At 65.7% G+C, this 20,126-nt stretch carries 25 protein-coding genes; all 25 read left to right on the plus strand.

Features of this window, described 5'->3' with window-relative positions:
- The first annotated feature begins 22 nt into the window (after nt 1–22).
- The 25 genes from OYT13_RS20180 to OYT13_RS20300 all read left to right on the plus strand — a co-directional run bounded on the left by OYT13_RS20180 (nt 23) and on the right by OYT13_RS20300 (nt 20,034).
- Nucleotides 23–898 carry a ParA family protein gene (locus tag OYT13_RS20180; protein ID WP_033999130.1) on the plus strand — a complete coding sequence of 292 codons (876 nt, stop codon included), beginning with the start codon at nt 23–25 and terminating at the stop codon, nt 896–898.
- Entirely contained in the window at nt 882–1,130 is a 249-nt protein-coding gene (locus OYT13_RS20185) for a hypothetical protein (RefSeq protein WP_033999128.1), read from the plus strand. The genes OYT13_RS20180 and OYT13_RS20185 overlap by 17 nt, the downstream gene beginning before the upstream one ends.
- On the plus strand, nt 1,123–2,757 hold the full coding sequence (locus OYT13_RS20190; RefSeq protein ID WP_033999127.1) for a ParB family protein: 1,635 nt from the start codon (nt 1,123–1,125) through the stop codon (nt 2,755–2,757). The genes OYT13_RS20185 and OYT13_RS20190 overlap by 8 nt, the downstream gene beginning before the upstream one ends.
- A 15-nt stretch (nt 2,758–2,772) precedes the next feature.
- Nucleotides 2,773–3,333, plus strand: a complete 561-nt coding sequence (locus OYT13_RS20195; protein ID WP_023095527.1) for a DUF2857 domain-containing protein — start codon at nt 2,773–2,775, stop codon at nt 3,331–3,333.
- A 3-nt stretch (nt 3,334–3,336) separates the two neighbouring features.
- Complete coding sequence (locus OYT13_RS20200; protein WP_023095526.1) at nt 3,337–4,599, plus strand: STY4528 family pathogenicity island replication protein; 1,263 nt, start codon at nt 3,337–3,339, stop codon at nt 4,597–4,599.
- A gap of 445 nt (nt 4,600–5,044) precedes the next feature.
- Nucleotides 5,045–5,827 (plus strand): PFL_4669 family integrating conjugative element protein, encoded by a 783-nt coding sequence (locus tag OYT13_RS20205; RefSeq protein WP_023095525.1) that lies wholly within the window; start codon nt 5,045–5,047, stop codon nt 5,825–5,827.
- Nucleotides 5,824–6,351: a DUF3158 family protein gene (locus OYT13_RS20210; protein ID WP_023095524.1), complete on the plus strand. Its 528-nt coding sequence runs from the start codon at nt 5,824–5,826 to the stop codon at nt 6,349–6,351. Before OYT13_RS20205 ends, OYT13_RS20210 begins: the two co-directional genes overlap by 4 nt.
- Before the next feature lie 73 nt (nt 6,352–6,424).
- The gene (locus tag OYT13_RS20215) at nt 6,425–6,877 is read left to right on the plus strand and encodes a single-stranded DNA-binding protein (protein WP_023095523.1); all 453 of its coding nucleotides are present in this window, start codon (nt 6,425–6,427) and stop codon (nt 6,875–6,877) included.
- A gap of 273 nt (nt 6,878–7,150) precedes the next feature.
- On the plus strand, nt 7,151–9,172 hold the full coding sequence (locus tag OYT13_RS20220; RefSeq protein ID WP_023095522.1) for a DNA topoisomerase III: 2,022 nt from the start codon (nt 7,151–7,153) through the stop codon (nt 9,170–9,172).
- Nucleotides 9,173–9,703: 531 nt separating this feature from the next.
- On the plus strand, nt 9,704–10,312 hold the full coding sequence (locus OYT13_RS25310) for a DNA cytosine methyltransferase (RefSeq protein ID WP_023095521.1): 609 nt from the start codon (nt 9,704–9,706) through the stop codon (nt 10,310–10,312).
- Entirely contained in the window at nt 10,296–10,853 is a 558-nt protein-coding gene (locus tag OYT13_RS20230) for a hypothetical protein (protein ID WP_023095520.1), read from the plus strand. The genes OYT13_RS25310 and OYT13_RS20230 overlap by 17 nt, the downstream gene beginning before the upstream one ends.
- A gap of 329 nt (nt 10,854–11,182) precedes the next feature.
- Nucleotides 11,183–11,395, plus strand: a complete 213-nt coding sequence (locus tag OYT13_RS20235) for a hypothetical protein (protein ID WP_023095519.1) — start codon at nt 11,183–11,185, stop codon at nt 11,393–11,395.
- Nucleotides 11,396–11,416: 21 nt separating this feature from the next.
- Nucleotides 11,417–11,809, plus strand: coding sequence for a hypothetical protein (locus OYT13_RS20240; protein WP_023095518.1), 393 nt, complete (start codon nt 11,417–11,419; stop codon nt 11,807–11,809).
- Between the two features lie 210 nt (nt 11,810–12,019).
- On the plus strand, nt 12,020–12,757 hold the full coding sequence (locus OYT13_RS20245; RefSeq protein ID WP_023095517.1) for a DUF5983 family protein: 738 nt from the start codon (nt 12,020–12,022) through the stop codon (nt 12,755–12,757).
- A 92-nt stretch (nt 12,758–12,849) separates the two neighbouring features.
- Entirely contained in the window at nt 12,850–13,128 is a 279-nt protein-coding gene (locus OYT13_RS20250) for a hypothetical protein (RefSeq protein WP_023095516.1), read from the plus strand.
- Nucleotides 13,129–13,467: 339 nt separating this feature from the next.
- The gene (locus tag OYT13_RS20255; protein ID WP_033999126.1) at nt 13,468–14,382 is read left to right on the plus strand and encodes a DUF3577 domain-containing protein; all 915 of its coding nucleotides are present in this window, start codon (nt 13,468–13,470) and stop codon (nt 14,380–14,382) included.
- Nucleotides 14,383–14,530: 148 nt separating this feature from the next.
- Nucleotides 14,531–15,358, plus strand: coding sequence for a DUF932 domain-containing protein (locus OYT13_RS20260; RefSeq protein WP_023095514.1), 828 nt, complete (start codon nt 14,531–14,533; stop codon nt 15,356–15,358).
- Nucleotides 15,359–15,453: 95 nt separating this feature from the next.
- Nucleotides 15,454–16,143: a DUF3275 family protein gene (locus OYT13_RS20265; protein ID WP_023095513.1), complete on the plus strand. Its 690-nt coding sequence runs from the start codon at nt 15,454–15,456 to the stop codon at nt 16,141–16,143.
- 94 nt (nt 16,144–16,237) lie between these two features.
- The gene (locus tag OYT13_RS20270; protein ID WP_023095512.1) at nt 16,238–16,579 is read left to right on the plus strand and encodes a hypothetical protein; all 342 of its coding nucleotides are present in this window, start codon (nt 16,238–16,240) and stop codon (nt 16,577–16,579) included.
- Between the two features lie 103 nt (nt 16,580–16,682).
- Complete coding sequence (locus OYT13_RS20275) at nt 16,683–17,090, plus strand: hypothetical protein (RefSeq protein ID WP_023095511.1); 408 nt, start codon at nt 16,683–16,685, stop codon at nt 17,088–17,090.
- Nucleotides 17,091–17,106: 16 nt separating this feature from the next.
- Nucleotides 17,107–17,367, plus strand: a complete 261-nt coding sequence (locus OYT13_RS20280; RefSeq protein WP_023095510.1) for a hypothetical protein — start codon at nt 17,107–17,109, stop codon at nt 17,365–17,367.
- 76 nt (nt 17,368–17,443) lie between these two features.
- The gene (locus OYT13_RS20285; RefSeq protein WP_023095509.1) at nt 17,444–18,094 is read left to right on the plus strand and encodes a hypothetical protein; all 651 of its coding nucleotides are present in this window, start codon (nt 17,444–17,446) and stop codon (nt 18,092–18,094) included.
- Nucleotides 18,095–18,158: 64 nt separating this feature from the next.
- Nucleotides 18,159–19,268: a DUF6094 domain-containing protein gene (locus OYT13_RS20290; RefSeq protein ID WP_023095508.1), complete on the plus strand. Its 1,110-nt coding sequence runs from the start codon at nt 18,159–18,161 to the stop codon at nt 19,266–19,268.
- 51 nt (nt 19,269–19,319) lie between these two features.
- Complete coding sequence (locus OYT13_RS20295) at nt 19,320–19,640, plus strand: hypothetical protein (RefSeq protein WP_023095507.1); 321 nt, start codon at nt 19,320–19,322, stop codon at nt 19,638–19,640.
- Nucleotides 19,641–19,728: 88 nt separating this feature from the next.
- Entirely contained in the window at nt 19,729–20,034 is a 306-nt protein-coding gene (locus tag OYT13_RS20300; RefSeq protein WP_023095506.1) for a hypothetical protein, read from the plus strand.
- Nucleotides 20,035–20,126: the final 92 nt, after the last annotated feature.

Consider the following 20,126-nt stretch of genomic DNA (forward strand, 5'->3'; position numbering starts at 1 on the left):
CCATCCTCACACGGAGAACGCCATGCAGGTCGTATCCATCATTTCAACCAAAGGTGGCGTCGGCAAGACCACCACGGCCGCGAACCTGGGCGGGCTCGCCGCGGACGCGGGGCTGCGCGTGCTGCTACTCGATCTCGACGTGCAGCCCACCTTGTCGTCCTACTACGAGTTGGGCCACCGCGCACCTGGCGGCATCTACGAGTTGCTGGCCTTCAACGAGCGCGACCTCAGCCAGCTTGTGTCCCGCACGATCATCGCGGGCCTGGACCTGGTGCTGTCCAACGACCATCGGGGCGAGCTGAACACCTTGCTGCTGCATGCGCCGGATGGTCGCCTGCGGTTGCGGCACCTGCTGCCAGTGCTGGCCCCCCTCTACGATCTGGTACTGATCGACACCCAGGGCGCGCGCTCGGTGCTGCTGGAGATGGCGGTACTCGCCTCCGACCTCGCGCTGTCGCCTGTGACCCCGGAGATTCTCGCGGCCCGCGAACTGCGGCGCGGCACCATGCAGTTGCTCGAAGACATCGCGCCATACAGGCACCTGGGCATCGAGCCGCCGCCGCTGCACCTGCTCATCAACCGCGTCCACCCGGTATCCGCCAACGCAAGGCTGATCCAGCAGGCCCTGCGCGACCTGTTTCAGGACCACGCCGGCATTCGCGTGATGGGCACCGACGTGCCGGCTATTGAGGCATATCCGCGCGCCGCGACGCGCGGCTTGCCGGTGCATCGGGTCGAATACCGCCAACCACCAGGCAGAGTCGCCCCCGCTGCGCTCGACACCATGCGCGCGCTCGCCAGCGAGTTGTTCCCGCAATGGCAGGACCGATTGGCCCGCGTGTCCGGCCGCCTGCAGCGACCCGTTGAAACCGGGAGGTCTCATGGCGAACGCACATGAACTGGCCCGAGGCCACAAGCGGCTACGCGCCCTGATCGAGTTCGCCGTCAGCGAAGGCTGGCACGTCAAGCGCACACCGGGCGGCCACCTCAAATTCACCAAGGCAGGCTGCGCCGCGATCTATACCAGTTCGACGGCAAGCGACCATCGGGCGGCCCTCAACGCCCGTGCGCAGATCCGCCGTGCCGAGCGCGCGGCCCGGTCCCAAGCGCAGGGAGGCGGCCATGGCTGAAATGACCTCCCAGCAGATGGCGGGAAAGCTGCTTGCAGCGGGGTTCGAGCGCAGCGGCCCATCAGCCTCGGCCTTGAGCGACCCGATCGCCGACACCCCGATGATCGTGACCCTGGACCAGTTGCGTCCCTACGACCACGACCCGCGCAAGAAGCGCAATCCGGCCTACGAGGAAATCAAGGCATCCATCCGCGAGCGCGGCTTGGATGCGGCACCGGCCATCACCCGGCGCCCCGGCGACGACCACTACATCATCCGCAACGGCGGAAATACGCGGCTGGCCATCCTGCGCGAACTGTGGTCGGAGACCAAGGACGAGCGCTTCTTCCGCATCTCGTGCCTGTTCCGGCCCTGGCCCAGCCGCGGCGAAGTCGTCATGCTGACCGGCCACCTGGCCGAGAACGAATTGCGCGGCGGGCTCACTTTCATCGAGCGCGCCCTCGGCGTCGAGAAGGCGCGCGAGTTCTACGAGCAGGAAAGCGGCACCACCCTGAGCCAGTCCGAACTGGCCCGACGCCTTGCTGCCGATGGCTTCCCAGTCCAGCAGTCGCACATCAGCCGCATGAACGACGCGGTGCGCTACCTCCTGCCGGCGATCCCGACCGTGCTCTACGGCGGGCTCGGCCGCCACCAGGTCGAACGCCTGTCGGTCATGCGCAAGGCCTGCATGCTCGCGTGGGAGCGCTACGCCAAGGGCCGCACGCTGGTACAGGACTTCGACGACTTCTTTCAGGAGGTGCTGTCGCAGTTCGACACGCAGGCCGACGAGTTCGTCCCCCAGCGCGTGCAGGACGAGCTGATCGGCCAGATGTCCGAGCTGCTCGGCATCGACTACGACGTGCTGGCGCTCGACCTCACGGAATCCGAAAGCCGCCATCGCGCCCTGGTCAGCGATCCGACCCCGCCATCGGCACCGCCCGCACTTCCTGAGCCTGGCACCGTGGCCCGCCCGCCCGCCGCGCCGGCCCCATCGGCCCCGACGCCGGCGGCCATACCTGGGTCGCGCGAGCGCAAGGACAGCTCAGGGACGGACGGCTCGCCCGCAGGAAGCCCCGTGGCGGCTCCTGGTGATCTGCTGCAGGGGCACATCGTTTCGCCCGCACCTACGACGGAGCGGCTGCAATCCATTCAGCGGATGGTCGCCGACGAGCTGGGGGATGCGCTGCCCGATTTCTCGGCCAACGTCTTGCAGTCCATTCCCGTCCAGGCAGGCGGTCTCTACCCGATTTCCGACGTCTGGCACATCGACGCGGGCCTGGACACGCCCGATCGCCTGCGCATCCACATCGCGCAGTTCGCACGCGAGATCGCGGGTGAGGCAGGCCTTAATCAGTGCATCGAGGACCGCGCGGACGGCGTGGGCTTCGCATGCCATGCCAGCGCGCAGCCCCCATCACCCCAGGGCCGCGGCGTGCTGGCATTGCTGGCGAGCCTGGCAGGCCAGAGCTTCACCGATGCCGATCTGGACGGCGGGCAGCTTGCCGCCGAGCTGCCGGCGCTGCTGCACGGCCAAGGTGATGCGACACGCCGCTTGAGCGACACCGCGCTGGTCAAGCTGTTCCGATTGCTGCGCCTGGCCCGGCGCCTGCTGGACCTGGAATCCGGCGTCGCAGGCCCTGGGGCATGAAGGAAGGAGACCCGCATGTCCGCCCCGCACCCGCTCAATCAAGCCGTCATCGCCCAGGCGCTCTACGACCTGCGCAACGGCCAACTGCGCCGCTGCAAGGCGATGGGCTTCAGCGAGGCCGAGCTGGATGCGCTCAAGCATCCCGCCATGGTGAGCGTGCTGGCCAACGCCAATGTCTCGTGGTGTTCCGTGTCCGTGAACCGCGAGGTGCTCCGGCGTCTGCTCTCGCAGGCGCAGGACGTGGAGAAGGAAATCGCGACCGTCGATCGCATGTTGCGCCTGGGGGCCAGCACGGAGATGGTCAGCCGCTTCTATGGCCTGACCCATCAGGAAGTCGCCCTGCGCCGTGAGGTGCTGGGCCTGCCCAAGCGAAAGGGGCGTCACCCTGTCCTGGACGAGAAGCAGGACGTCGAACTGTGGCGGCGCTGGAAAGCGCTCACCAGCAGCAGGAATGTGGACTTGGAGGACGAGACCTCGATTCTCGACGCGGCCATGGACCTCGCCGAAGGCATGGATTTGCCGCTGTCGGTGGTCTGGGCCGCGATCAAGTCGTGGGTCGATCAGGGACTGGGTTGAGCCATGGCCGTGGACGACACCGCACCACGCCATGGCCCCGTCGCACTCGCTGACCTGTTCGACGCGGCGCTGAAAGACCTTGCGCCCAGGCCCAGCCCGCCCACGCCCACGCGCATGCCTATATCTGCGCCGTCACCTGCGACACCGGCTGCGTCCGGCGATGCGTTCCTCTTCAGCGGCAACCGGCATGAGACTGTACCGCGGCGGCTGTTCCTCGACCGCCGCCTGACGCCGCTGGAGCGCAACGCCTGGCAGGTGTTCCGGCTGATGCTCAACGACGACGGCGTGACCGCATTCCCCACCTATGAGCAGTTGCGGCCCTGGCTGGCCTCGATGCCCTGCGCCGGGCAGGCCTCGCACGAAACCGTGGCGCGAGCCCTGACGCTGCTGCGGCTGACCCGATGGCTGAGCCTGGTGCGGCGACGGCGCGACGCCAAGACCGGCCGCATTCTCGGCAATCTCTATGTCCTGCACGACGAGCCGCTGACCCCCTTTGAAGCGATGCAGCTCGACCCGGACTACCTGCAGCTCGTCAGCCAGGCGCTCGGCCATTCGGCCAAAGCCGTGCAGATCGTGGGCCTGCACACCCTCAAGGAAATCGGCGAAGACCCGATGCTGGCCGGGCGCACCCTGCCGTCGAGGCTGCAAGTCCTGGCCGAGCGCCTCGCCAGCCAGGGCGTCGGGGCGCACGAAAGTTATCCACAGGAGGATGCCGCACACGAATCCGAAGAAGGGCCGACGAGCCTTCTTCGGAATTCCGATGACCCCACTTCGGAATCCGAAGCAGGGTCGAAACCCGCGCCAGACGCCTCTCTTCGGAATCCGAAGCAGGCCCGTACAGTACGTAGTAGTCGTATCAATGAAGTACGTACTACCGCGCAGGCACAGGCGCAGGCGCGCGCGCTGGGCGACCTGCAATGGCCCAAACGCTTCGCGGAACTGAAGGCAGAGCAGCAAACAGGTGCGCGGGTGGCATTGCAGCAGGTCGATGCCGCGCTGAGGCAGGCCGTGCTGGACGAATGGGCCGCACGATGCAGCAGCCACGGCATCCGCAATCCTGCGGGGTATCTGTTCGGCATCATCCAGCGGGCCATCCATGGCGAGTTCAACGCCTGGGCCAAGAAAGACGCGCCATCGGCACACGCTCCGCCGAATGAGCGGCCACCACCAGCACCGCCACCATCCCAGCCGCAGGGCAAGCCGGTGCCGCCAGAAGTCGCCAGGCAGCACATCGAGCGGCTGCGCAACCTGCTCGCCAGCAAGTGAGCGGGCCTGCAAGGCGGTGAAGTGGATGCCAGTGGCTTCCCGTAGAGCTATCCCCAGGGGATAGTTCCACTGACGGCTACACGTCGAACCGCAGCACGCCAGGCCCCGATCGCCTGCGGCGGGATCGGCCCTGTCCGCGCTTGATCCGGGCGCGCAGCGTTCCTTGGCGCTCCATGGAACTATCCCCTGGGGATAGTTCCACTGACAGCTACGACGTCGAACCGCTGCACGCCAGGCCTCGATCGCCCGCCGTGGGATCGGCCCTGTCCACGCTGATCCAGGTGTGCAGCGTTCCTTGGCGCTCCATGGCGCTATCCCCTGGGGATAGCTCGCGCCGCATGCGCCCGCCGCGTGAACCGGGGACTGGCGGGTTTCGGTTTGTTGACTGACTGCCTTCCGCCACCTGCCGAAGCTGTCCGCTCTTTTCCAACAACGAGCGGACACCATGGCAACCACCAACGAACCCCTGCAACTGAATCTCGGCTCCCTGCGCAGCGCGATGTCGCTGACGCTGCACACGCACCACGCCTCGCGCATTTGGCACGGCCGCGCCGCCGCCGAGGGGCGACCGGGCATCGTCGGCCTGAACGGCTACATCGCCCAGATGAACAAGATGCGGCGCGGCTCGGAGCAGGACGACCCGTACAGCGACTTCTGGATGCTGCGCATCGAGGACAAGCTCGACCAGACGAAGGCCACGCTGCAATCGCTGCGCGAGCAGGTGGACCAGGCCCTGGCGAGCGTGCCGCCGGCACTCACCCTGGGCGAGAACCTCAACGTGCAGCCCGTCAAGCTGCCGCTGTTCGTCAATGCGCAGTTGGGCTTTGCCGCGGTGTATCTGCTGGCCGACTACGACGACATCGCCCGCAAGCTGATCCTCGCGCACCACACCGCGCTGATCGATCGCTCGACGCTCGAACGCTGGCTCAACGAAGGCGCCCATGCACTGCGCAGTCTTTTCAGCCTGGCGCAGCAGTACCGCTACTCGGGCTGCACCCGCGACGACTTCGCCGCCAAGAATGCCGCAGCACGGGCGGCGCTGGAGAAATTCGGCGAGTTGCCGCAGGACGTGCTGGAAGGCACGCGCCGCTCGAAGTTCGCGCCGCCGATCGTGCGCCGTGGCCTGCAGCAGCGCGGTGACGGTCCTGCCGCAGCCGCATTGCCCAGCGACGAGGCCACCACCACCGAGGCACCCGAGACTACCGCGGACGAGGACGCGCAGGCATGAGCGACCCGAACCGCGACACCCGCTACTTCCGCCCGCTGCAACAGACCGCCTTCATGCGGCTGGAACACGCAGGCTCTCTAAAAGGCCTTTTGAAGCCCTTTAAAGGTAAAGGGGACTTGGAGGTCTGGGCCAGCCAGTGCTTCGCCATGCGCGACGAGTTGATTGGCTTGGCGCAGCGACAGGTGCTGCCACAGGCGGTCGGGCATCCCTTCCACCTGCTGCCCATCGAGTTGGCCCAGCAGACCACTGGCGCAGGCACGGTGTTTTTGCGCTGGCGCAAGCACGACCGCTCGGCCATGGGCGTCGCCTTGTGGCAGGAGCTGATGGCGAGTACCAGCACGCCGGTCAACCTGCTGGTCGACCTGCACGCCATCGAGCTTCAGCGCATCACGCTGAACATGCAGATCAGCTTGTTGCACACCTTGGGCCGGCAGGCGCAGGAGTGCGCCAGCAAGGCCGCCGAGGCGGAAGACGCCTACCTGCGCCGGCTCAAGTCCATGCCATCCGCCATGCGTGATCGGTGATCGCGCCACGCACCCCAGCACGCGCCCGCCGCCAACCAGGTGCGGGTTTTTCAACCACCACGGAGATTGCAACATGAGCACGCACTTTTCTGGCGAGGGCAACATCGGTTCGCCCCCCGAGTACCGGGAGTTCCCCAACGGCAACGACGAGCCCAGCCGCCTTCTGCGCCTGAACGTCTATTTCGACAACCCCATTCCCAAGAAGGATGGCAGCTTCGAGGATCGCGGCGGCTTCTGGGCGCCGGTGGAAATCTGGCACCGCGACGCCGCGCACTGGAAGGACCTCTACCAGAAGGGCATGCGCGTGCTGGTCGTCGGCCGCATGGAGCGCGAACCCTGGACGGACAACGAGGATCAGCCGCGCGAGACCTGGCAGATCAACGCGCGCAGTGTCGGCATCCTGCCGTTCCGCATCGAGTCCGTGACCCTCAGCCCCAGGCAGCAGGAGACCACGCAGGACACGCAGCCGAATCCCCAGGCCGCCCAGGAACCGGCCGCGCCGAAGGAGCCGAAGCGCAGGAAGTGACCCGGCATGGGGCGGCGGCAGTCGTCCGTCGCCCCACGCCCTCGCGAGCTATCCCCAGGGGATAGCTCCATCAACGTCCACCGGCTTCCACGCGCTCCCGAAAACCGCGGCTCCCGAACCGCACCCTCCCGGCCGCACGCCACTCCCGTCCCCGCCATTCCATCCCGTGAAAGTGGTCGCCGCCGTGTGCGGCTTGTTTGCTGCTGCCCCTGGTGGTGCTCGGCATCCTCGATTCCAGCAACTCAATGAACCACGGAATTCGGATGGACGGACATGCGGCTGTTCTTGTGCGAGAAGCCCTCCCAGGGCAAAGACATTGGCCGAATTCTCGGCGCGACACAGCGCGGTGAAGGCTGTCTCAGCGGCTCCGGCGTCACCGTCACCTGGTGCATCGGCCATCTCGTAGAAGCGGCAGCTCCCGAGGTCTATGACGCGGCGCTCAAACGCTGGTCGCTGGAGCAGTTGCCCATCGTTCCCCAGCAGTGGCGGGTCGATGTCAAACCGAAGACCGCCACGCAGTTCAAGGTCGTCAAGGCGCTTCTGGCCAAGGCGACCCATCTGGTCATCGCCACCGATGCCGACCGCGAGGGCGAGCTGATCGCCCGCGAGATCATCGACCTGTGCGGCTACTGCGGCCCCATCGAGCGGTTATGGCTGTCGGCGCTCAACGATGCGTCGATCCGCACCGCGCTCGGCAAGCTGCGGCCCTCATCCGACACGCTGCCGATGTACTACTCGGCACTGGCGCGCTCACGCGCCGACTGGCTCGTGGGCATGAACCTCAGCCGGTTGTTCACGGTGCTCGGGCGCCAGGCCGGCTACGACGGCGTGCTGTCCGTCGGTCGCGTCCAGACGCCGACCTTGAAGCTCGTCGTGGACCGCGACCGCGAGATCGCGGCCTTCCAGTCGGTGCCGTTCTGGGCCATCGACGCGTCCCTTTCCGCAGGTGGACAGACTTTCAGCGCGCAGTGGGTTCCGCCCGATGGCTGCACCGACGACGCCGGCCGCTGCCTGCAGCAGCCTATCGCCCAGCAGGCCGCGCAGCAGATCCGCGCTGCAGGCAGCGCCCAGGTCGTATTGGTCGAGACCGAGCGCGTGCGCGAAGGTCCGCCGCTGCTGTTCGACCTGGGAACGCTTCAGGAGGTTTGTTCCAAGCAGCTTGGGCTGGACGTGCAGGAGACCCTGGAGATCGCCCAGGCCCTGTACGAGACGCACAAGGCCACGACGTATCCACGCTCCGATTCGGGCTACCTGCCCGAAAGCATGTTCGCGGAAGTGCCGACTGTCCTGGACAGCCTGCTCAAGACCGACCCCTCGCTGCATCCCATCATGGGCCAGCTCGACCGCTCCCAGCGCTCACGCGCCTGGAACGACGGCAAGGTCACGGCGCACCACGGCATCATCCCGACGCTCGAACCCGCGAACCTCTCTGCGATGAGCGAGAAGGAACTGGCGGTGTACCGGCTGATCCGCGCGCATTACCTCGCGCAGTTCCTCCCTCACCACGAGTTCGACCGCACCGTTGCCGAGCTTTCCTGCGGCCAGCAGAAGCTGGCGGCCACCGGAAAGCAGGTGGTCGTCAGAGGCTGGCGTCTGGTGCTGGCCGAGCCGCAAGCGGACGAGGATGGAGAAGCCACGGCGCGCAGCCAGGTGCTCCCTGCGCTGCGCGAGGGCATGGCGTGCCAGGTGGCCGAAGCCGAGATCAAGGCGCTCAAGACGATGCCGCCCAAGCCCTACACGCAGGGCGAACTGGTCAAGTCGATGAAAGGCGTGGCGCGCTTCGTGACCGACCCGCGCCTGAAACAGAAGTTGAAGGACACGACGGGCATCGGCACCGAAGCCACGCGCGCAAACATCATCACCGGCCTGCTGACGCGGGGCTATCTCGTGAAGAAGGGCCGTTCCATCCGTGCTTCGGATACGGCGTTCACACTGATCGACGCCGTGCCTGCGGCGATTGCTGACCCCGGAACTACCGCCGTGTGGGAGCAGGCGCTCGACATGATCGAAGCTGGACAGCTCACTCTGGACGTGTTCATCGGCAAGCAAGCCGCCTGGATTTCGCAGCTGATCGCGCAGTACGGCAGTACTTCGCTGTCCATCAAGATTCCCTCCGGGCCCGCTTGCCCGCAGTGCGGCGCACCCACGCGCCAGCGCACCGGCAAGACCGGCCCGTTCTGGTCGTGCAGTCGCTACCCCGACTGCAAAGGCACGCTGCCGGTCGAATCCGGTGCGTCCAAGCGTGGTGCCTCGCGCCCCCCAAGCAGGAACAGCAGCGGCCGCAAAGGCTCCTGACCAACCCCGTTCCCCGAGAGCCGTGCCCGCCATCGGCGGCGTGGCCCGTGTCCCGCACGCCCTGCGGGACGCCCAGCGCGCAACGCCTTCTCTTGTCCGTGTGCGCGTCCCGCCCAGCCGTTCCCGGCTGCGGGGCCTGAAGGTAGCTTCTCCGCGAACCGCCACCCGCGCGTTCTGCTGATCTGCATTTCTTCCGCCTCTGCGAAGGGTCCCCCGATGGCTTGCCAAGTAGCGCGAGCCACCCGGAGACCCTTCGTGGTCAGCGGTATTCGACGCCGTGCCCAACGGCGAAAAACTGGGCTCCTTTTGTGCGCGGATGTGCGCCAGAAGATGCCGGCGCCAACCACGATATGCGCCGGGTGTGATTGCTGACAGCAGACGGTTCTAGCGACGACCGGGCCTGCCAATCAGCCCACGGGTGGTTCTGTCCTCCCGAGCCGAAGGCCGCAGGGCCTTCGGCGCCTTTCTCCTGCCAATCAACGTCCCGGCCCGGCCACACGGTCCAGGGCCACACGAACAGGAGACCCGACTATGAACCCGCAACCTCGCACCTCACGCGGTGCGCCCCAGGCCGCGCCACTGCTGTACGGCAGCGTGTGCAGCGGCATCGAGGCCGTGAGCCTCGCCTGGCAACCCCTCGGCCTCGAAGCCGCGTGGTTCGCCGAAATCGAGCCGTTCACGAGCGCCGTGCTCGCCCACCGTTACCCCCGCGTGCCCAACCTGGGCGGCATGACCGCGATCGCCCGCCAGGTGCGCGCCGGCACCGTGCCGGCGCCCGACGTCCTGGTCGGCGGCATGCCGTGCCAGTCCGTGCATGACATGGCTGGGCCAGCGCCTGGTGCAGTACCTGAACAAGACGGGCTCGACCGCTTCGGATTGATCGGCGACGCAGCCTGCGGGCCGCGCCATTCTCCCTCCTGCATTGCCGATGTATCGGCAACAGCCCGCAGCCAGGGTGTCAAGGCTGCCGCGGGTTCGACCCGCGCCACCCGCCAGTTCGCCCCGGCATCTCACCGGCGAACGCTGCCCACCGGGGCATCGATGCCTCTTTTCTCCAACCCACGGGATGGCCGCCACGTCCCGCCAGGGGCATGTCGCCACCCGGTTGATTTCAGGACTTCCCATGGAAAACATCACTAAGCAAGACCGCATCACGCTGAAAGACCTCAGAGTGTCCGACTTCGCCAGCGACGAAACGCTGTGCTTCACCGCCATTGTCGTGTTCGACGGCACTCCCATTGCCGAGGCCCACAACGGCGGGAACGGCGGTTCGACATTCCTGCGTGCGCTCGATGGCAAGAAGGCGCTTCTGGCTCAGGCCGAAGCCTTCGCCAAGGGTCTGCCGCCTGCTCCGCTCGACCTCGGCCAGGAGGGCGAAGACCCTCACTACATCGACATGACGCTCGACTTCCTGGTCGATGAACTGGCCGAAGCCATGCACGGGGAACGCAAGTTGCGAGCCGCGTTCAAGCGCGACATCGGCAACAGGGTGCTGTTCATCAAGGACGGCAAACTTCTGTTCATCAAGGGCATCAAGCTCAAGGCCATCGCGGACCGCAAGGCGTACTTCGCTTCGCTGCGCGCTCGGCAGACCCAGCCCATCATCATCCTTGCCGAGCTTCCGCCCGAGCAGGCAATTGACCTGTGGAAGAAGCATATCCTGGGCGACACGCCCGACTGACCCAGGACCGACGCACCTTCCTGACAGCCCCGCACTCGATGCGGGGCTTCTTTTTTCTGCGCGCATCAATCGGGGCTGGCCCGGATGCCGTTTTCTAACTGACGCGGCGCGGGCCGCGCACGAAGCTGCCCGCATGTTCGCTGATTCGTCAGCACATGCCAGCAGCCAGGGTTCCAGGCTGCCGCGGGTCTCTCCCGCGTTGCCCACCAGTCCGCATCGCATCAGGTCTGCGGACGCGCGTCCCCGTGACGTCGATGCTTTTTATCAACCGCGTGCGGGAGCTGCCATCCCGTGAGGGACGAGGCCCCGCTTTTCCAAGGAGCCCGTCCATGTCCCAACAAGCCTCTTTCGGCCAATTGGCCTCGACCTACTGCGGCAAGTTCCTGCCGCTCGAAGTCCTGCAAAGCGCCGCCGGTCACTACATCGGCACGCGCGATACCGAAGGCCCCGTTTCGCGGGAATCCCGCGAGTACTTCCGCAGCTACGCCGCGGCTCAACGTGCCCTCGAAAGAGGCGGCTGGTCCCAGCTCGCCGTTCCTTGATCCAACTGGAGGAATCACGTCATGAACCAGCTACTGCCTCGGGAAGTCGTCGATCAGATCATGCGGGAAGAGCAGCATTTCGCTGCCGCGCCCCAAGCCTTTTTCGAGGCCTGGAAGCGCGGTGTCGAGATCGCTGGCCCCGAGTGGTTCGGCGACGGCACCCGTGAAGGTCTGAACCAGGCCAAGAGCAAGTGGGATCTGCGGCCCAACATGCTGCGGCTCAACGACGCCCTCGGCGTCCTGAGCAGCGGAGAACGCATGTTCCTGTCCGCCATGGTCAGCTTCTACAACGCGCGCGAGGGCGGTGCCATGCTCAAGCGCTGCCACTTCCACGGGCTGTCGGATTTCGACGGTCTCGACCTGCAACGCCGCAGGGTCATCGCCGACCTGCTGGTGAACTACAACGGTTGGTGAGCCGGTCTCCGGCACACCACCGCGTCTTCGTTCACTCCCCATGAGGGACATGCGCCCACGAGGCCATGTCCCTCAATTTATTTCCCGTCGTCCAGCGCAGTGCTGACGCCGCCGTGGTCAGCGTTGTCTGACGCATCTTCCACTTTCAACCCACCGGGTCCAGTTCCCGGTGGCGGGAATTGGCTCCATTATTCAATCTGGAGAGTTCCCATGTCTCAGAAACCTAATCCCTTTCTTCGCGGCTACTGGAATCTGAAAATCATCCGCACGCTGTGCATCAGCTACGAGGACGGAAGCCCGCATGTCTGGCGCAACATCCACGCGAGCCAGCAACACCTCTCCGACGAGGAACTGGTTTCATCGTCCTGCATCGTCGCCAGCGATTTCGCCGTGGTCAGCAATGGCCGCGAAGCCGTGAGCGCCGAGGTACTGGCCGAATGCGATGCCGGTGAAGGCGTCAGCGGCGAAGGTGTGATCGGTGCCGTGGTCTATGCCATCCATGGCGAGGACTTCGACGGCCGCCCAGTCCACGTCGGTGACGCCTATTCGGCCGAGGCCGCGCGGGAAGTGATGCAGCGCCTGAGTTTCGAGACCGGCTATTACAGCCGATGCTGGGAGATCAGCCGTGAGCACATCACGGTCGATACCTGGCACTACCTCGCCAACCTGGCGGACCTCGCCACGCCGGAGGCCATGCTGTTCATCGCCTTCCGGGTGCCGTACAGCCCGGCGATCGGCGTCAAGCTGATTTCCACGCCCTGGACGGACCAGAACCTGGAGCACGCCGAAGGCATCACCGCGGAGCAGCTTCGACAGGAGCATCGGAACAAGGGCATGCCGGACGACCTGGCGAACATCCTTGACCTGGCTGGCCAGGCCGATGTGCGCATCCTGATCCTCGACGCCGACGCACCTGCGCTGCTGGGCCTGCCGCTGGCTGAGTCCTAGCAGCCGCACGACGCGCCAATCTTCCTCTTTGTCCCCCATGCCAGCCCGTCTCCCAAGGAGCCGGGCTGGTCCATTTTCATAGGAGCAACCTCATGTTCCCCGACCTCATCTCACGCGCACCCGACTTCGAGCACCAGCTTGGAGCCTGCGTCAACGCCATGGGCCAGGACGACGCCATCGGCCAGATTCTGGTATTCCAGCGCACGCACGGCACGCTGCACATGCGCCATATCGCCAGCGCCGACCTGATGGACACCGACATTGACGACTACGAAATGGTCGTGTTCGACGGCGGCAACACCAGCGGCGACACGTGGAAGCACGTCTTCTTCCCGCGTCCGCGCGAGCACTACTTCGTGTACGAAGCCTGACCCGACCAGCCCCTTTCGAGGGGCTTTTTCTTTCCACGGCGTGCTGGAAAGACGGGAGCGACCGAATGCGCATTGTTTGCTGTCGCGCGCGCGAGGCCCGGACATGCTGCCCCCATGCCTGCTGACGTTGTCAGCGACATGCCAGGCAACCATCGGTCTTCGAGGTTGCCGCGCAGTTCCCACTGCGTGACCGAGCCAGCTCGCACCGCATCCATCCGCGAGCGGCCACCAGTCCTGGTGGCGGATGCTTTCGCCTTATCAACCCACCGCGGGGTTACGCACCTTTCCCCGCATGCGTGGGGCCGGTGTGTCTCCGCTTCATCCCAATGGAGATCCACCATGAGCACCACGTCCAACGAGAAATCGTATTTCGACCTCCACACCTCGGGCATCGGGTACATCCAGCGTGCCCGCGAGGTTCCCGTCCGGGGCGGCCGCCGTGCGCAGCCCTTCCTGGCATGCACCATCGCCGCACTGGTCGGTTCCGCCAAGGACCCCAGCTACCGCTACTTCGACGTCAAGGTCTCGGGTGCCGAGGCCAAGAAACTGGTCGAGCGCTACATCGGCGTTGACGATCCCAAGCAGCGGCCCCTGGTGCGCTTCCGCCTCGGCGACCTCTGGGGCGATGCGTACATCCGCGACAAGGGTGAGCACAAGGGCCAGGCCGCCGCGTCTCTGAAAGCACGACTGCTGAAGGCCGAGCCGCTTGACCGGGCCGAACTGGCTTCGATCAAGCAGCACGAGCTGATCACCCGCGGCATCGGCTACCTCAGCCGTCCGAAGGACGTCTCCCCCAAGGATGGCGATCCGTTCCTGTCGTGCTGCGTCGCGGCACTGGCCGGGCCTGTCGGTGAACCGGAATATCGGTACTTCGACACCATCGTCGCCACCCCTGAAGCCGAGCACCTGGTTCGCCGGTGCGTGCAGGCCATCGAAGGGGACCGCAAGGTGCTAATCGCCTTCCGTCTGAACGACATGAAGATCGATCCGTACATCCACACCAAGGGCGAGCGCGCCGGGGAACCGGGAGCGAGCCTGGAATCGACGCTGGTCCACATCGGTCTCATCAAGATCGACGGCACCCAGGTCTATCCGACGAGCCAGGCGCAAGCCGAGGCGCCGCAAGCCGAGGACACACCCGCGCCCGAAGCCGAGGTTGCCGCCGACACCGCTGCCGACCAGCCTGTCGAGCCCGCCGAGCGCGAGCCCGCAGGCGAAGTCGAGGAGGAGCCGGCATTGGCTGCTTCGTTCTGAACCGGCATGGCCCCTCACGGGGCCTTGCCGTTCTCATCCCCGCAACCGCTGCGCCCCTTGGCGCCCAGCGCGTCTGCGTTCTTCATCCCCCGAGTTCCGCGTGGTTTCAGGGCCGCGCGGTTGTCGCATTTCTCCAAGGAGAACAACCATGTCTCTGGCATCCCGTTTTGCCCCGCAGTCCCCGATCCTGCGTTCCGATCGCCCACTCTCGGATGACCGCATCCGTTCCGTTGCTCCATCGATCTTTGCCGACGCTCCGCATGGGAGCCGGTCCGAACGGTATGCCTACATACCGACCGCGACCGTGCTGACCAAGCTGCGCCAGGAGGGGTTCGAGCCCTTCATGGTGTGCCAGACCCGCGTGCGCAACGAAGACCGGCGCGAATACACCAAGCACCTCATCCGACTTCGCCATGCCAGCCAGATCAACGGCGACGAGGCGAACGAGATCATCCTGCTCAACAGCCACGACGGCACGAGCAGCTACCAGATGCTGGCAGGCATGTTCCGGTTCGTCTGCCACAACGGCCTGGTCTGCGGTGACACCACCGCCGACATCCGCGTGCCCCACAAGGGCGACGTGGCAAGCCAGGTGATCGAAGGTGCTTACGAAGTCCTCGAAGGCTTCGAGCGCGTGCAGAACTCGCGCGACGCGATGCGCACCATCACCCTCGATGAAGGCGAAGCGGAAATATTTGCGCATTCCGCCCTCGCACTCAAGTATGACGACCCGGCCAAGTCCACGCCTGTCACGGAAAGCCAGCTTCTGACCCCGCGACGGTGGGACGACCGCAAGGGCGACCTGTGGGCCGTCTTCAACCGCGTCCAGGAGAACCTCGTCAAAGGGGGGCTGAGTGGACGCTCGGCCAACGGCCGCCATCAACGCACCCGTCCGGTGCAAGGCATCGACCAGAACCTGCGCCTGAACCGGGCGCTGTGGCTCCTGGCCGAAGGTATGCGCCAACTCAAGGCGTGATGCCAAGCGGACCTCGCCCATCTCGGGCGAGGCCCATTCCCTCTCATCCACCGGGTGCCGTCGGCGGCCCGTCATTCATCATCAGGAGAACCATCATGGCAACCACATCGGCGCCCGAGAGATCGGTATCGCCCATCGTCGTTCCGGGCCAGCTCACGCTGCGCACCATCCGCGGCAAAAACGGCCCGTTCACGGTGGGTCGCCTCGCCACGCACCTCGGTGTGTTCGAGGTCAAGGACCCCGAGCTGGAGCAATATCCCGAAGGCAAGTACGACGGGGAGTTCATCATCCGCTACATCTTTCCGAGGTCCTATCCGGTCGGTGGCGGCATGCGGTTCGAAATCCGCGCCAGCCTCGACGGAATGACGCTCAACGGCATCGACAAACTGAGCCGTGACGAAGCACGCAGTTTCGCCACCCAGGATGTCGATCCCCTCGATGAAGAGCAAGGGACGCAGCCTGCGGCAACGCCGGCCAAGCCCGCCAAGGTGTCCAGGCCCGCCAAGCCCGCCCCCGAGCAGGTGTCTGCGGACCCTCTCGTCGATACCACGCCCTTCGGCGTGGATGCACCGACGCCCGCTGCGGCTGCTGCCCCCGGCGGCACCGAAGACGGCGACGCCGGACTGTTCGGCCTGCTCTGGCCGCTGGGCGAGTCCGTGAAACTGGATTCGACCATCGACCGCCGCACCTTGCGCGCGCAGATCGCCCGCCTGGGTGAACTGGGTTACGCGCTGGACTTCAAGACGCAGGAGTGGAGCCGCCAGGCCGAACTGCAACCTGCGTGATCGCAGACGCCGCATCCGCGGTGTTCTTCATCCACCCGCCGGGGTTACTTCCCCATGCGGGGGAGGCTCCGGCTTTCTTCTGGAGGTTTTCATCATGTCCACCATCGCTTGCGATGCACCTCATTCCACGCTGGACGAACCCGCGTGGCGCGCGGTCTGCAAGACGGCCGCCGAGCACGCCCAGCGTGGTTGCGGCCTGTCCTGGGATCACTGGGTCACGCTTTTCAGTTCTGAGATCGACACGCAAGCCAGTCGATTGCCGCAGGACCAGCGCACTCAAGCGCTGGAGATCGCAGCCCGGGAATGGGACTACGCAACGCCTGCCGAACGGCAGGAAACCCAGGACTGGAATGCGGAGCATGGTCACTGCTCGCATGGGATCGAGTTCGGCTACTGCCCGGCCGGTTGTGATCGCGACGATGACGACTGGGACTGAGGGCAAAGCATAGGTTCCTTCGCCGCACACGCGGTATTCCATCACCCGCTGGGGGTTCTCCCCCACGGGGAGGCCTCCGGCTCCATTTTTCAGGAGGCCTCTCATGGGCTGGTATTTCTCCCCCCAATCGCGGTCTGAACTGATCGCGGAACTGATCGCACCGCAAGAGACCGAGCGCGCCAGCGTCAAGGTCATCGCCCACGCGCTGCGCGGCAACGTCCTCTGGTCCGTCACGGAAGTGACGGCCAAGGTCGAAGGCGTGCATCGTCATCTGGCGCCGGGCCAATCCCTGCGCTACATCCGTTGCGATCTGCTCGAACGCAGCGGCGGCCAGTGGGGCTACAAGCCGCTGGACGAGTCCATGCACCCGTACTACTACTCGTGCCCGCTGTCCTATCTGGATCTCGCACCGGAGCAGTCCGCCGACTGGCGTGCAGGCGTTCGCGCCTACCACGCGCGGCGGCGCACACCCACGGCACCTGCGGCACCCACCGCAGCGCTGATGGCCTGAGCCAGGAGGAACCGACATGGACTCGATCCTGGCTGCGCTTCCGCCCTCGCTGTTGAAGCTCGTTGAAGGGAGTTTGTCCAACGACGAAGTTTCGTCCGACGAGGAAATGCTGGAGTACTTCATCAGCAACGGTCTCACCGAGGAACAGGCACGGCAGGCACTGACCTACCGCGACCAGTACCTCAACAACATCTACCTGGAGGGCTTCACGCCAATCACTTCGGTAGATGAGGCGCTGCACTTCAACCCGCACACCCGGCAGTTCGAGCCGGACTGAGCGGCTTTCTTCCACCCCCTGGGGCAGTACTTGCCCCAGCGGGCGGTGCTGTTCCCGTTCATCCGAGGACACCACCATGCCCGCAAACACTTCTTCCACCACGCTGTATCGCATCGACGAATGCTCCGACGTGATGGCCGACGCTTGCGTCGGCGATGACCAGGGCAATCTGATCTTTCTGTCGATCTGGGCGCGCGACACCGCCGTCCAGCAGTTCCTCGCTCGTCTGACCCTCGGGCGCGACGAACAGGGCCTGGACCAGTTCCACGTCATCACCGACCAGGGCGGCAGCGTCCCGGTGTTCGTCAGCAACGTCGATCGCCTGGAAAAGCGCATGACCCGCGCCTACCGGCGAACGCTGTTCGGTTCGCTGTCCAACGTGTGGCTGTTCGACCGCCGCTGCGTCAAGCCCGACAAGGCCAACGCCAGCGCACTGGCATTGCTGCCCAAGGGCAGCGCCCACCGGCTTGACCGCCTGTGGATGCTGGTACGGGACACCTGCCCACTTCCGCTACTCGACCACTGGCGCGAACCCGTGCTGGAACTGCTACAGACCCGCGAGATGCTGGCCCGCCTTCCGTTCGCCCTCGGGCCGCTGGAAGGCCATCGGCTCGCCATCGATGTGCCGGCGCTGACCCTGGCGCTGGGCTCTCTGATCCGCAGTGACGTGCTCACCGCCTATCCCTATCCGGCCAAGATTTGGACGCCGGAAGCGGTAGCGGCTTGACCCACCCGCGAGAGCACGCCAAGGCGTGCTCTCGCACTTCATCCCCGCCAACCAGGAGACTTCCATGGCCCTCATGTTCCCGCGGCTCGCCCGCAATTTCGCCAAGAACGGGTATTACCCGACCGACGAACCCACGCTCGAAAGAGCCCTCAACGCACTGATGCCCAGCGATGGGCCGATGTGCATCCTCGATCCCTGCGCCGGCGAAGGCGTGGCGATCGCCGAAGCCGCTCATGCCCTCGGGCGCGAGCAGGCCAAGGCGTTCGCCGTCGAGTTCGACGCGGAACGGGCACGCCATGCCCGCGGCCTGGTCGATCACTGCCTGCACGCGGACCTGATGGACACGATGATCTCCAAGCAATCGTTCGGGCTGCTCTGGCTCAACCCACCGTATGGCGACCTGTCCAAGGACGTCAACGGCAACATCGGCTATCAGGGCCAGGGCCGTGCCCGCTTCGAGAAGCTCTTCTATCAGCGCAGCCTCTCGCTATTGCAGTATGGCGGCGTGCTGGTCTTCATCGTCCCCGGCTACGTGCTCGACGCCGAGCTGGTCGGCTGGCTGACGCGCCACTACACCGATCTGCGGATCTACCGAGCGGTGGAGACGCAGTTCAAGCAAGTGGTGATCTTCGGCCGCAGGGTGCGTCAGCGCGAGCTGGCACCCGATGGGCTCAAGGCCGTGCGCAATCTGCTGCTGCAGGTCGGGCTTGGTGAAGTCGAAGCCGAGGAGCTGCCGAGCGAATGGCCGTTCCTGCCGTACATCGTCCCCGCCAGTCCGGCCGAGCCAGAGCACTTCTTCCGCGTGACGATGGAGCCGGAGCAGTTCGCCGATGAAGTCGGCCGGCTGCAAGGCCTCTGGCCGTCGCAGGACACGCACCTGGGGGCCGCGCAGCAGTCGCTGCGTCCGCCAGCGCGTGCTTTGTCCCACTGGCATCTCGCCCTGGCCCTGGCCGCGGGCGCGATCTCGGGGGTTGTGCGCTCCAAGACCGGGCGCGTGCTCGTCGTCAAAGGTGACACCCACAAGGACAAGACGCTTCAACGCGAATTCACCGAACGCGAAGACGGCTCCATCGCCGAGACCCGCATCCTCACCGACAAGTTCGTGCCCGTCATCCGCGCGTGGGACATGACGCCCGGCTCCGCTACACGGGGCGAGGTCCTGACCATCCGTTAATCCACCGGACGCGCTGCCGTCCTGCTGTACCACCTCGAAGGAGAAACACCCATGTTCTCAAGCCTGTTCAAGCGGCCCGCGCCGCAGAAGCAACCGTTGTTCGCACCAGGTACGTTGCAGTTGAGCGAGAAGGTGCATTGGCTGGCCCGCAAAGGCCTGATCGACCCCTTGGCTCTTGTCCAGCGCCATGTGCGCGGTGACTGGGGCGAGACCGATGAGGCCACCCGTCAAGCCAAAGATGTCGCAATCCGTGGGGACGATCCGATGATCTCCCACTTCAGGATCACGCCCGAACTGGTGTTGATCGTCAAAACCAGCGAGGACCACCAGACCACGGTGATCCAGCTTCCCGAAGAACGGGACATGATCTGACAGCACCATCGTCGTCTTCATCCACCTGACGGAGCCACTTCACTCCGCCAGGGGTGTCGTGGCTCAATGACTCATCAAGGAGGAGCCCATGGCATCACATCGCGTTGAAACCTACTGCCACAGGCTGGCGTTTCCAATCGGTGCGCTCATCTTCAGCAGAGGCATCGACCGCCTGGTCCGCACGGGTCGCCTCGACCCGATCCCGTACTTCAGGCGCCACACCCGTGGCGACTGGGGCGACGTCAACCTCCAGCAATGGCAGGCCAACAGCACTGCACTGCAATCAGGTGCATCGCTGGAATCCCGCTACGTGATCCATCCGGGGCTGGCCATCCGCATCGTCACCGATGCGCAGCGCAGCGCCACCGTCATCGTGCTGCCGTCCGAAGACTGAGCACGATTCACCAGCAGGCCGCCACGGCCGGCAACTTCGACCACCTCGGCCAAGCGCCGATTTCCTTCCCACTGCGGGGCATGCCATTGCCC

It is taken from the genome of Pandoraea sp. XJJ-1 (genome assembly GCF_026802345.1).
Taxonomy (GTDB): domain Bacteria; phylum Pseudomonadota; class Gammaproteobacteria; order Burkholderiales; family Burkholderiaceae; genus Pandoraea; species Pandoraea cepalis.

What these genes read in the sequence shown, in the direction of transcription:
- OYT13_RS25310 (WP_023095521.1), top strand. Translation starts at nt 9,704, where the DNA reads ATGAACCCGCAACCTCGCACCTCACGCGGTGCGCCCCAGGCCGCGCCA.
- OYT13_RS20290 (WP_023095508.1), top strand. Translation starts at nt 18,159, where the DNA reads ATGGCCCTCATGTTCCCGCGGCTCGCCCGCAATTTCGCCAAGAACGGG.
- OYT13_RS20245 (WP_023095517.1), top strand. Translation starts at nt 12,020, where the DNA reads ATGTCTCAGAAACCTAATCCCTTTCTTCGCGGCTACTGGAATCTGAAA.
- OYT13_RS20235 (WP_023095519.1), top strand. Translation starts at nt 11,183, where the DNA reads ATGTCCCAACAAGCCTCTTTCGGCCAATTGGCCTCGACCTACTGCGGC.
- OYT13_RS20210 (WP_023095524.1), top strand. Translation starts at nt 5,824, where the DNA reads ATGAGCGACCCGAACCGCGACACCCGCTACTTCCGCCCGCTGCAACAG.
- OYT13_RS20215 (WP_023095523.1), top strand. Translation starts at nt 6,425, where the DNA reads ATGAGCACGCACTTTTCTGGCGAGGGCAACATCGGTTCGCCCCCCGAG.
- OYT13_RS20295 (WP_023095507.1), top strand. Translation starts at nt 19,320, where the DNA reads ATGTTCTCAAGCCTGTTCAAGCGGCCCGCGCCGCAGAAGCAACCGTTG.
- OYT13_RS20200 (WP_023095526.1), top strand. Translation starts at nt 3,337, where the DNA reads ATGGCCGTGGACGACACCGCACCACGCCATGGCCCCGTCGCACTCGCT.
- OYT13_RS20230 (WP_023095520.1), top strand. Translation starts at nt 10,296, where the DNA reads ATGGAAAACATCACTAAGCAAGACCGCATCACGCTGAAAGACCTCAGA.
- OYT13_RS20190 (WP_033999127.1), top strand. Translation starts at nt 1,123, where the DNA reads ATGGCTGAAATGACCTCCCAGCAGATGGCGGGAAAGCTGCTTGCAGCG.
- OYT13_RS20285 (WP_023095509.1), top strand. Translation starts at nt 17,444, where the DNA reads ATGCCCGCAAACACTTCTTCCACCACGCTGTATCGCATCGACGAATGC.
- OYT13_RS20265 (WP_023095513.1), top strand. Translation starts at nt 15,454, where the DNA reads ATGGCAACCACATCGGCGCCCGAGAGATCGGTATCGCCCATCGTCGTT.
- OYT13_RS20180 (WP_033999130.1), top strand. Translation starts at nt 23, where the DNA reads ATGCAGGTCGTATCCATCATTTCAACCAAAGGTGGCGTCGGCAAGACC.
- OYT13_RS20270 (WP_023095512.1), top strand. Translation starts at nt 16,238, where the DNA reads ATGTCCACCATCGCTTGCGATGCACCTCATTCCACGCTGGACGAACCC.
- OYT13_RS20240 (WP_023095518.1), top strand. Translation starts at nt 11,417, where the DNA reads ATGAACCAGCTACTGCCTCGGGAAGTCGTCGATCAGATCATGCGGGAA.
- OYT13_RS20300 (WP_023095506.1), top strand. Translation starts at nt 19,729, where the DNA reads ATGGCATCACATCGCGTTGAAACCTACTGCCACAGGCTGGCGTTTCCA.
- OYT13_RS20260 (WP_023095514.1), top strand. Translation starts at nt 14,531, where the DNA reads ATGTCTCTGGCATCCCGTTTTGCCCCGCAGTCCCCGATCCTGCGTTCC.
- OYT13_RS20275 (WP_023095511.1), top strand. Translation starts at nt 16,683, where the DNA reads ATGGGCTGGTATTTCTCCCCCCAATCGCGGTCTGAACTGATCGCGGAA.
- OYT13_RS20185 (WP_033999128.1), top strand. Translation starts at nt 882, where the DNA reads ATGGCGAACGCACATGAACTGGCCCGAGGCCACAAGCGGCTACGCGCC.
- OYT13_RS20220 (WP_023095522.1), top strand. Translation starts at nt 7,151, where the DNA reads ATGCGGCTGTTCTTGTGCGAGAAGCCCTCCCAGGGCAAAGACATTGGC.
- OYT13_RS20205 (WP_023095525.1), top strand. Translation starts at nt 5,045, where the DNA reads ATGGCAACCACCAACGAACCCCTGCAACTGAATCTCGGCTCCCTGCGC.
- OYT13_RS20255 (WP_033999126.1), top strand. Translation starts at nt 13,468, where the DNA reads ATGAGCACCACGTCCAACGAGAAATCGTATTTCGACCTCCACACCTCG.
- OYT13_RS20195 (WP_023095527.1), top strand. Translation starts at nt 2,773, where the DNA reads ATGTCCGCCCCGCACCCGCTCAATCAAGCCGTCATCGCCCAGGCGCTC.
- OYT13_RS20250 (WP_023095516.1), top strand. Translation starts at nt 12,850, where the DNA reads ATGTTCCCCGACCTCATCTCACGCGCACCCGACTTCGAGCACCAGCTT.
- OYT13_RS20280 (WP_023095510.1), top strand. Translation starts at nt 17,107, where the DNA reads ATGGACTCGATCCTGGCTGCGCTTCCGCCCTCGCTGTTGAAGCTCGTT.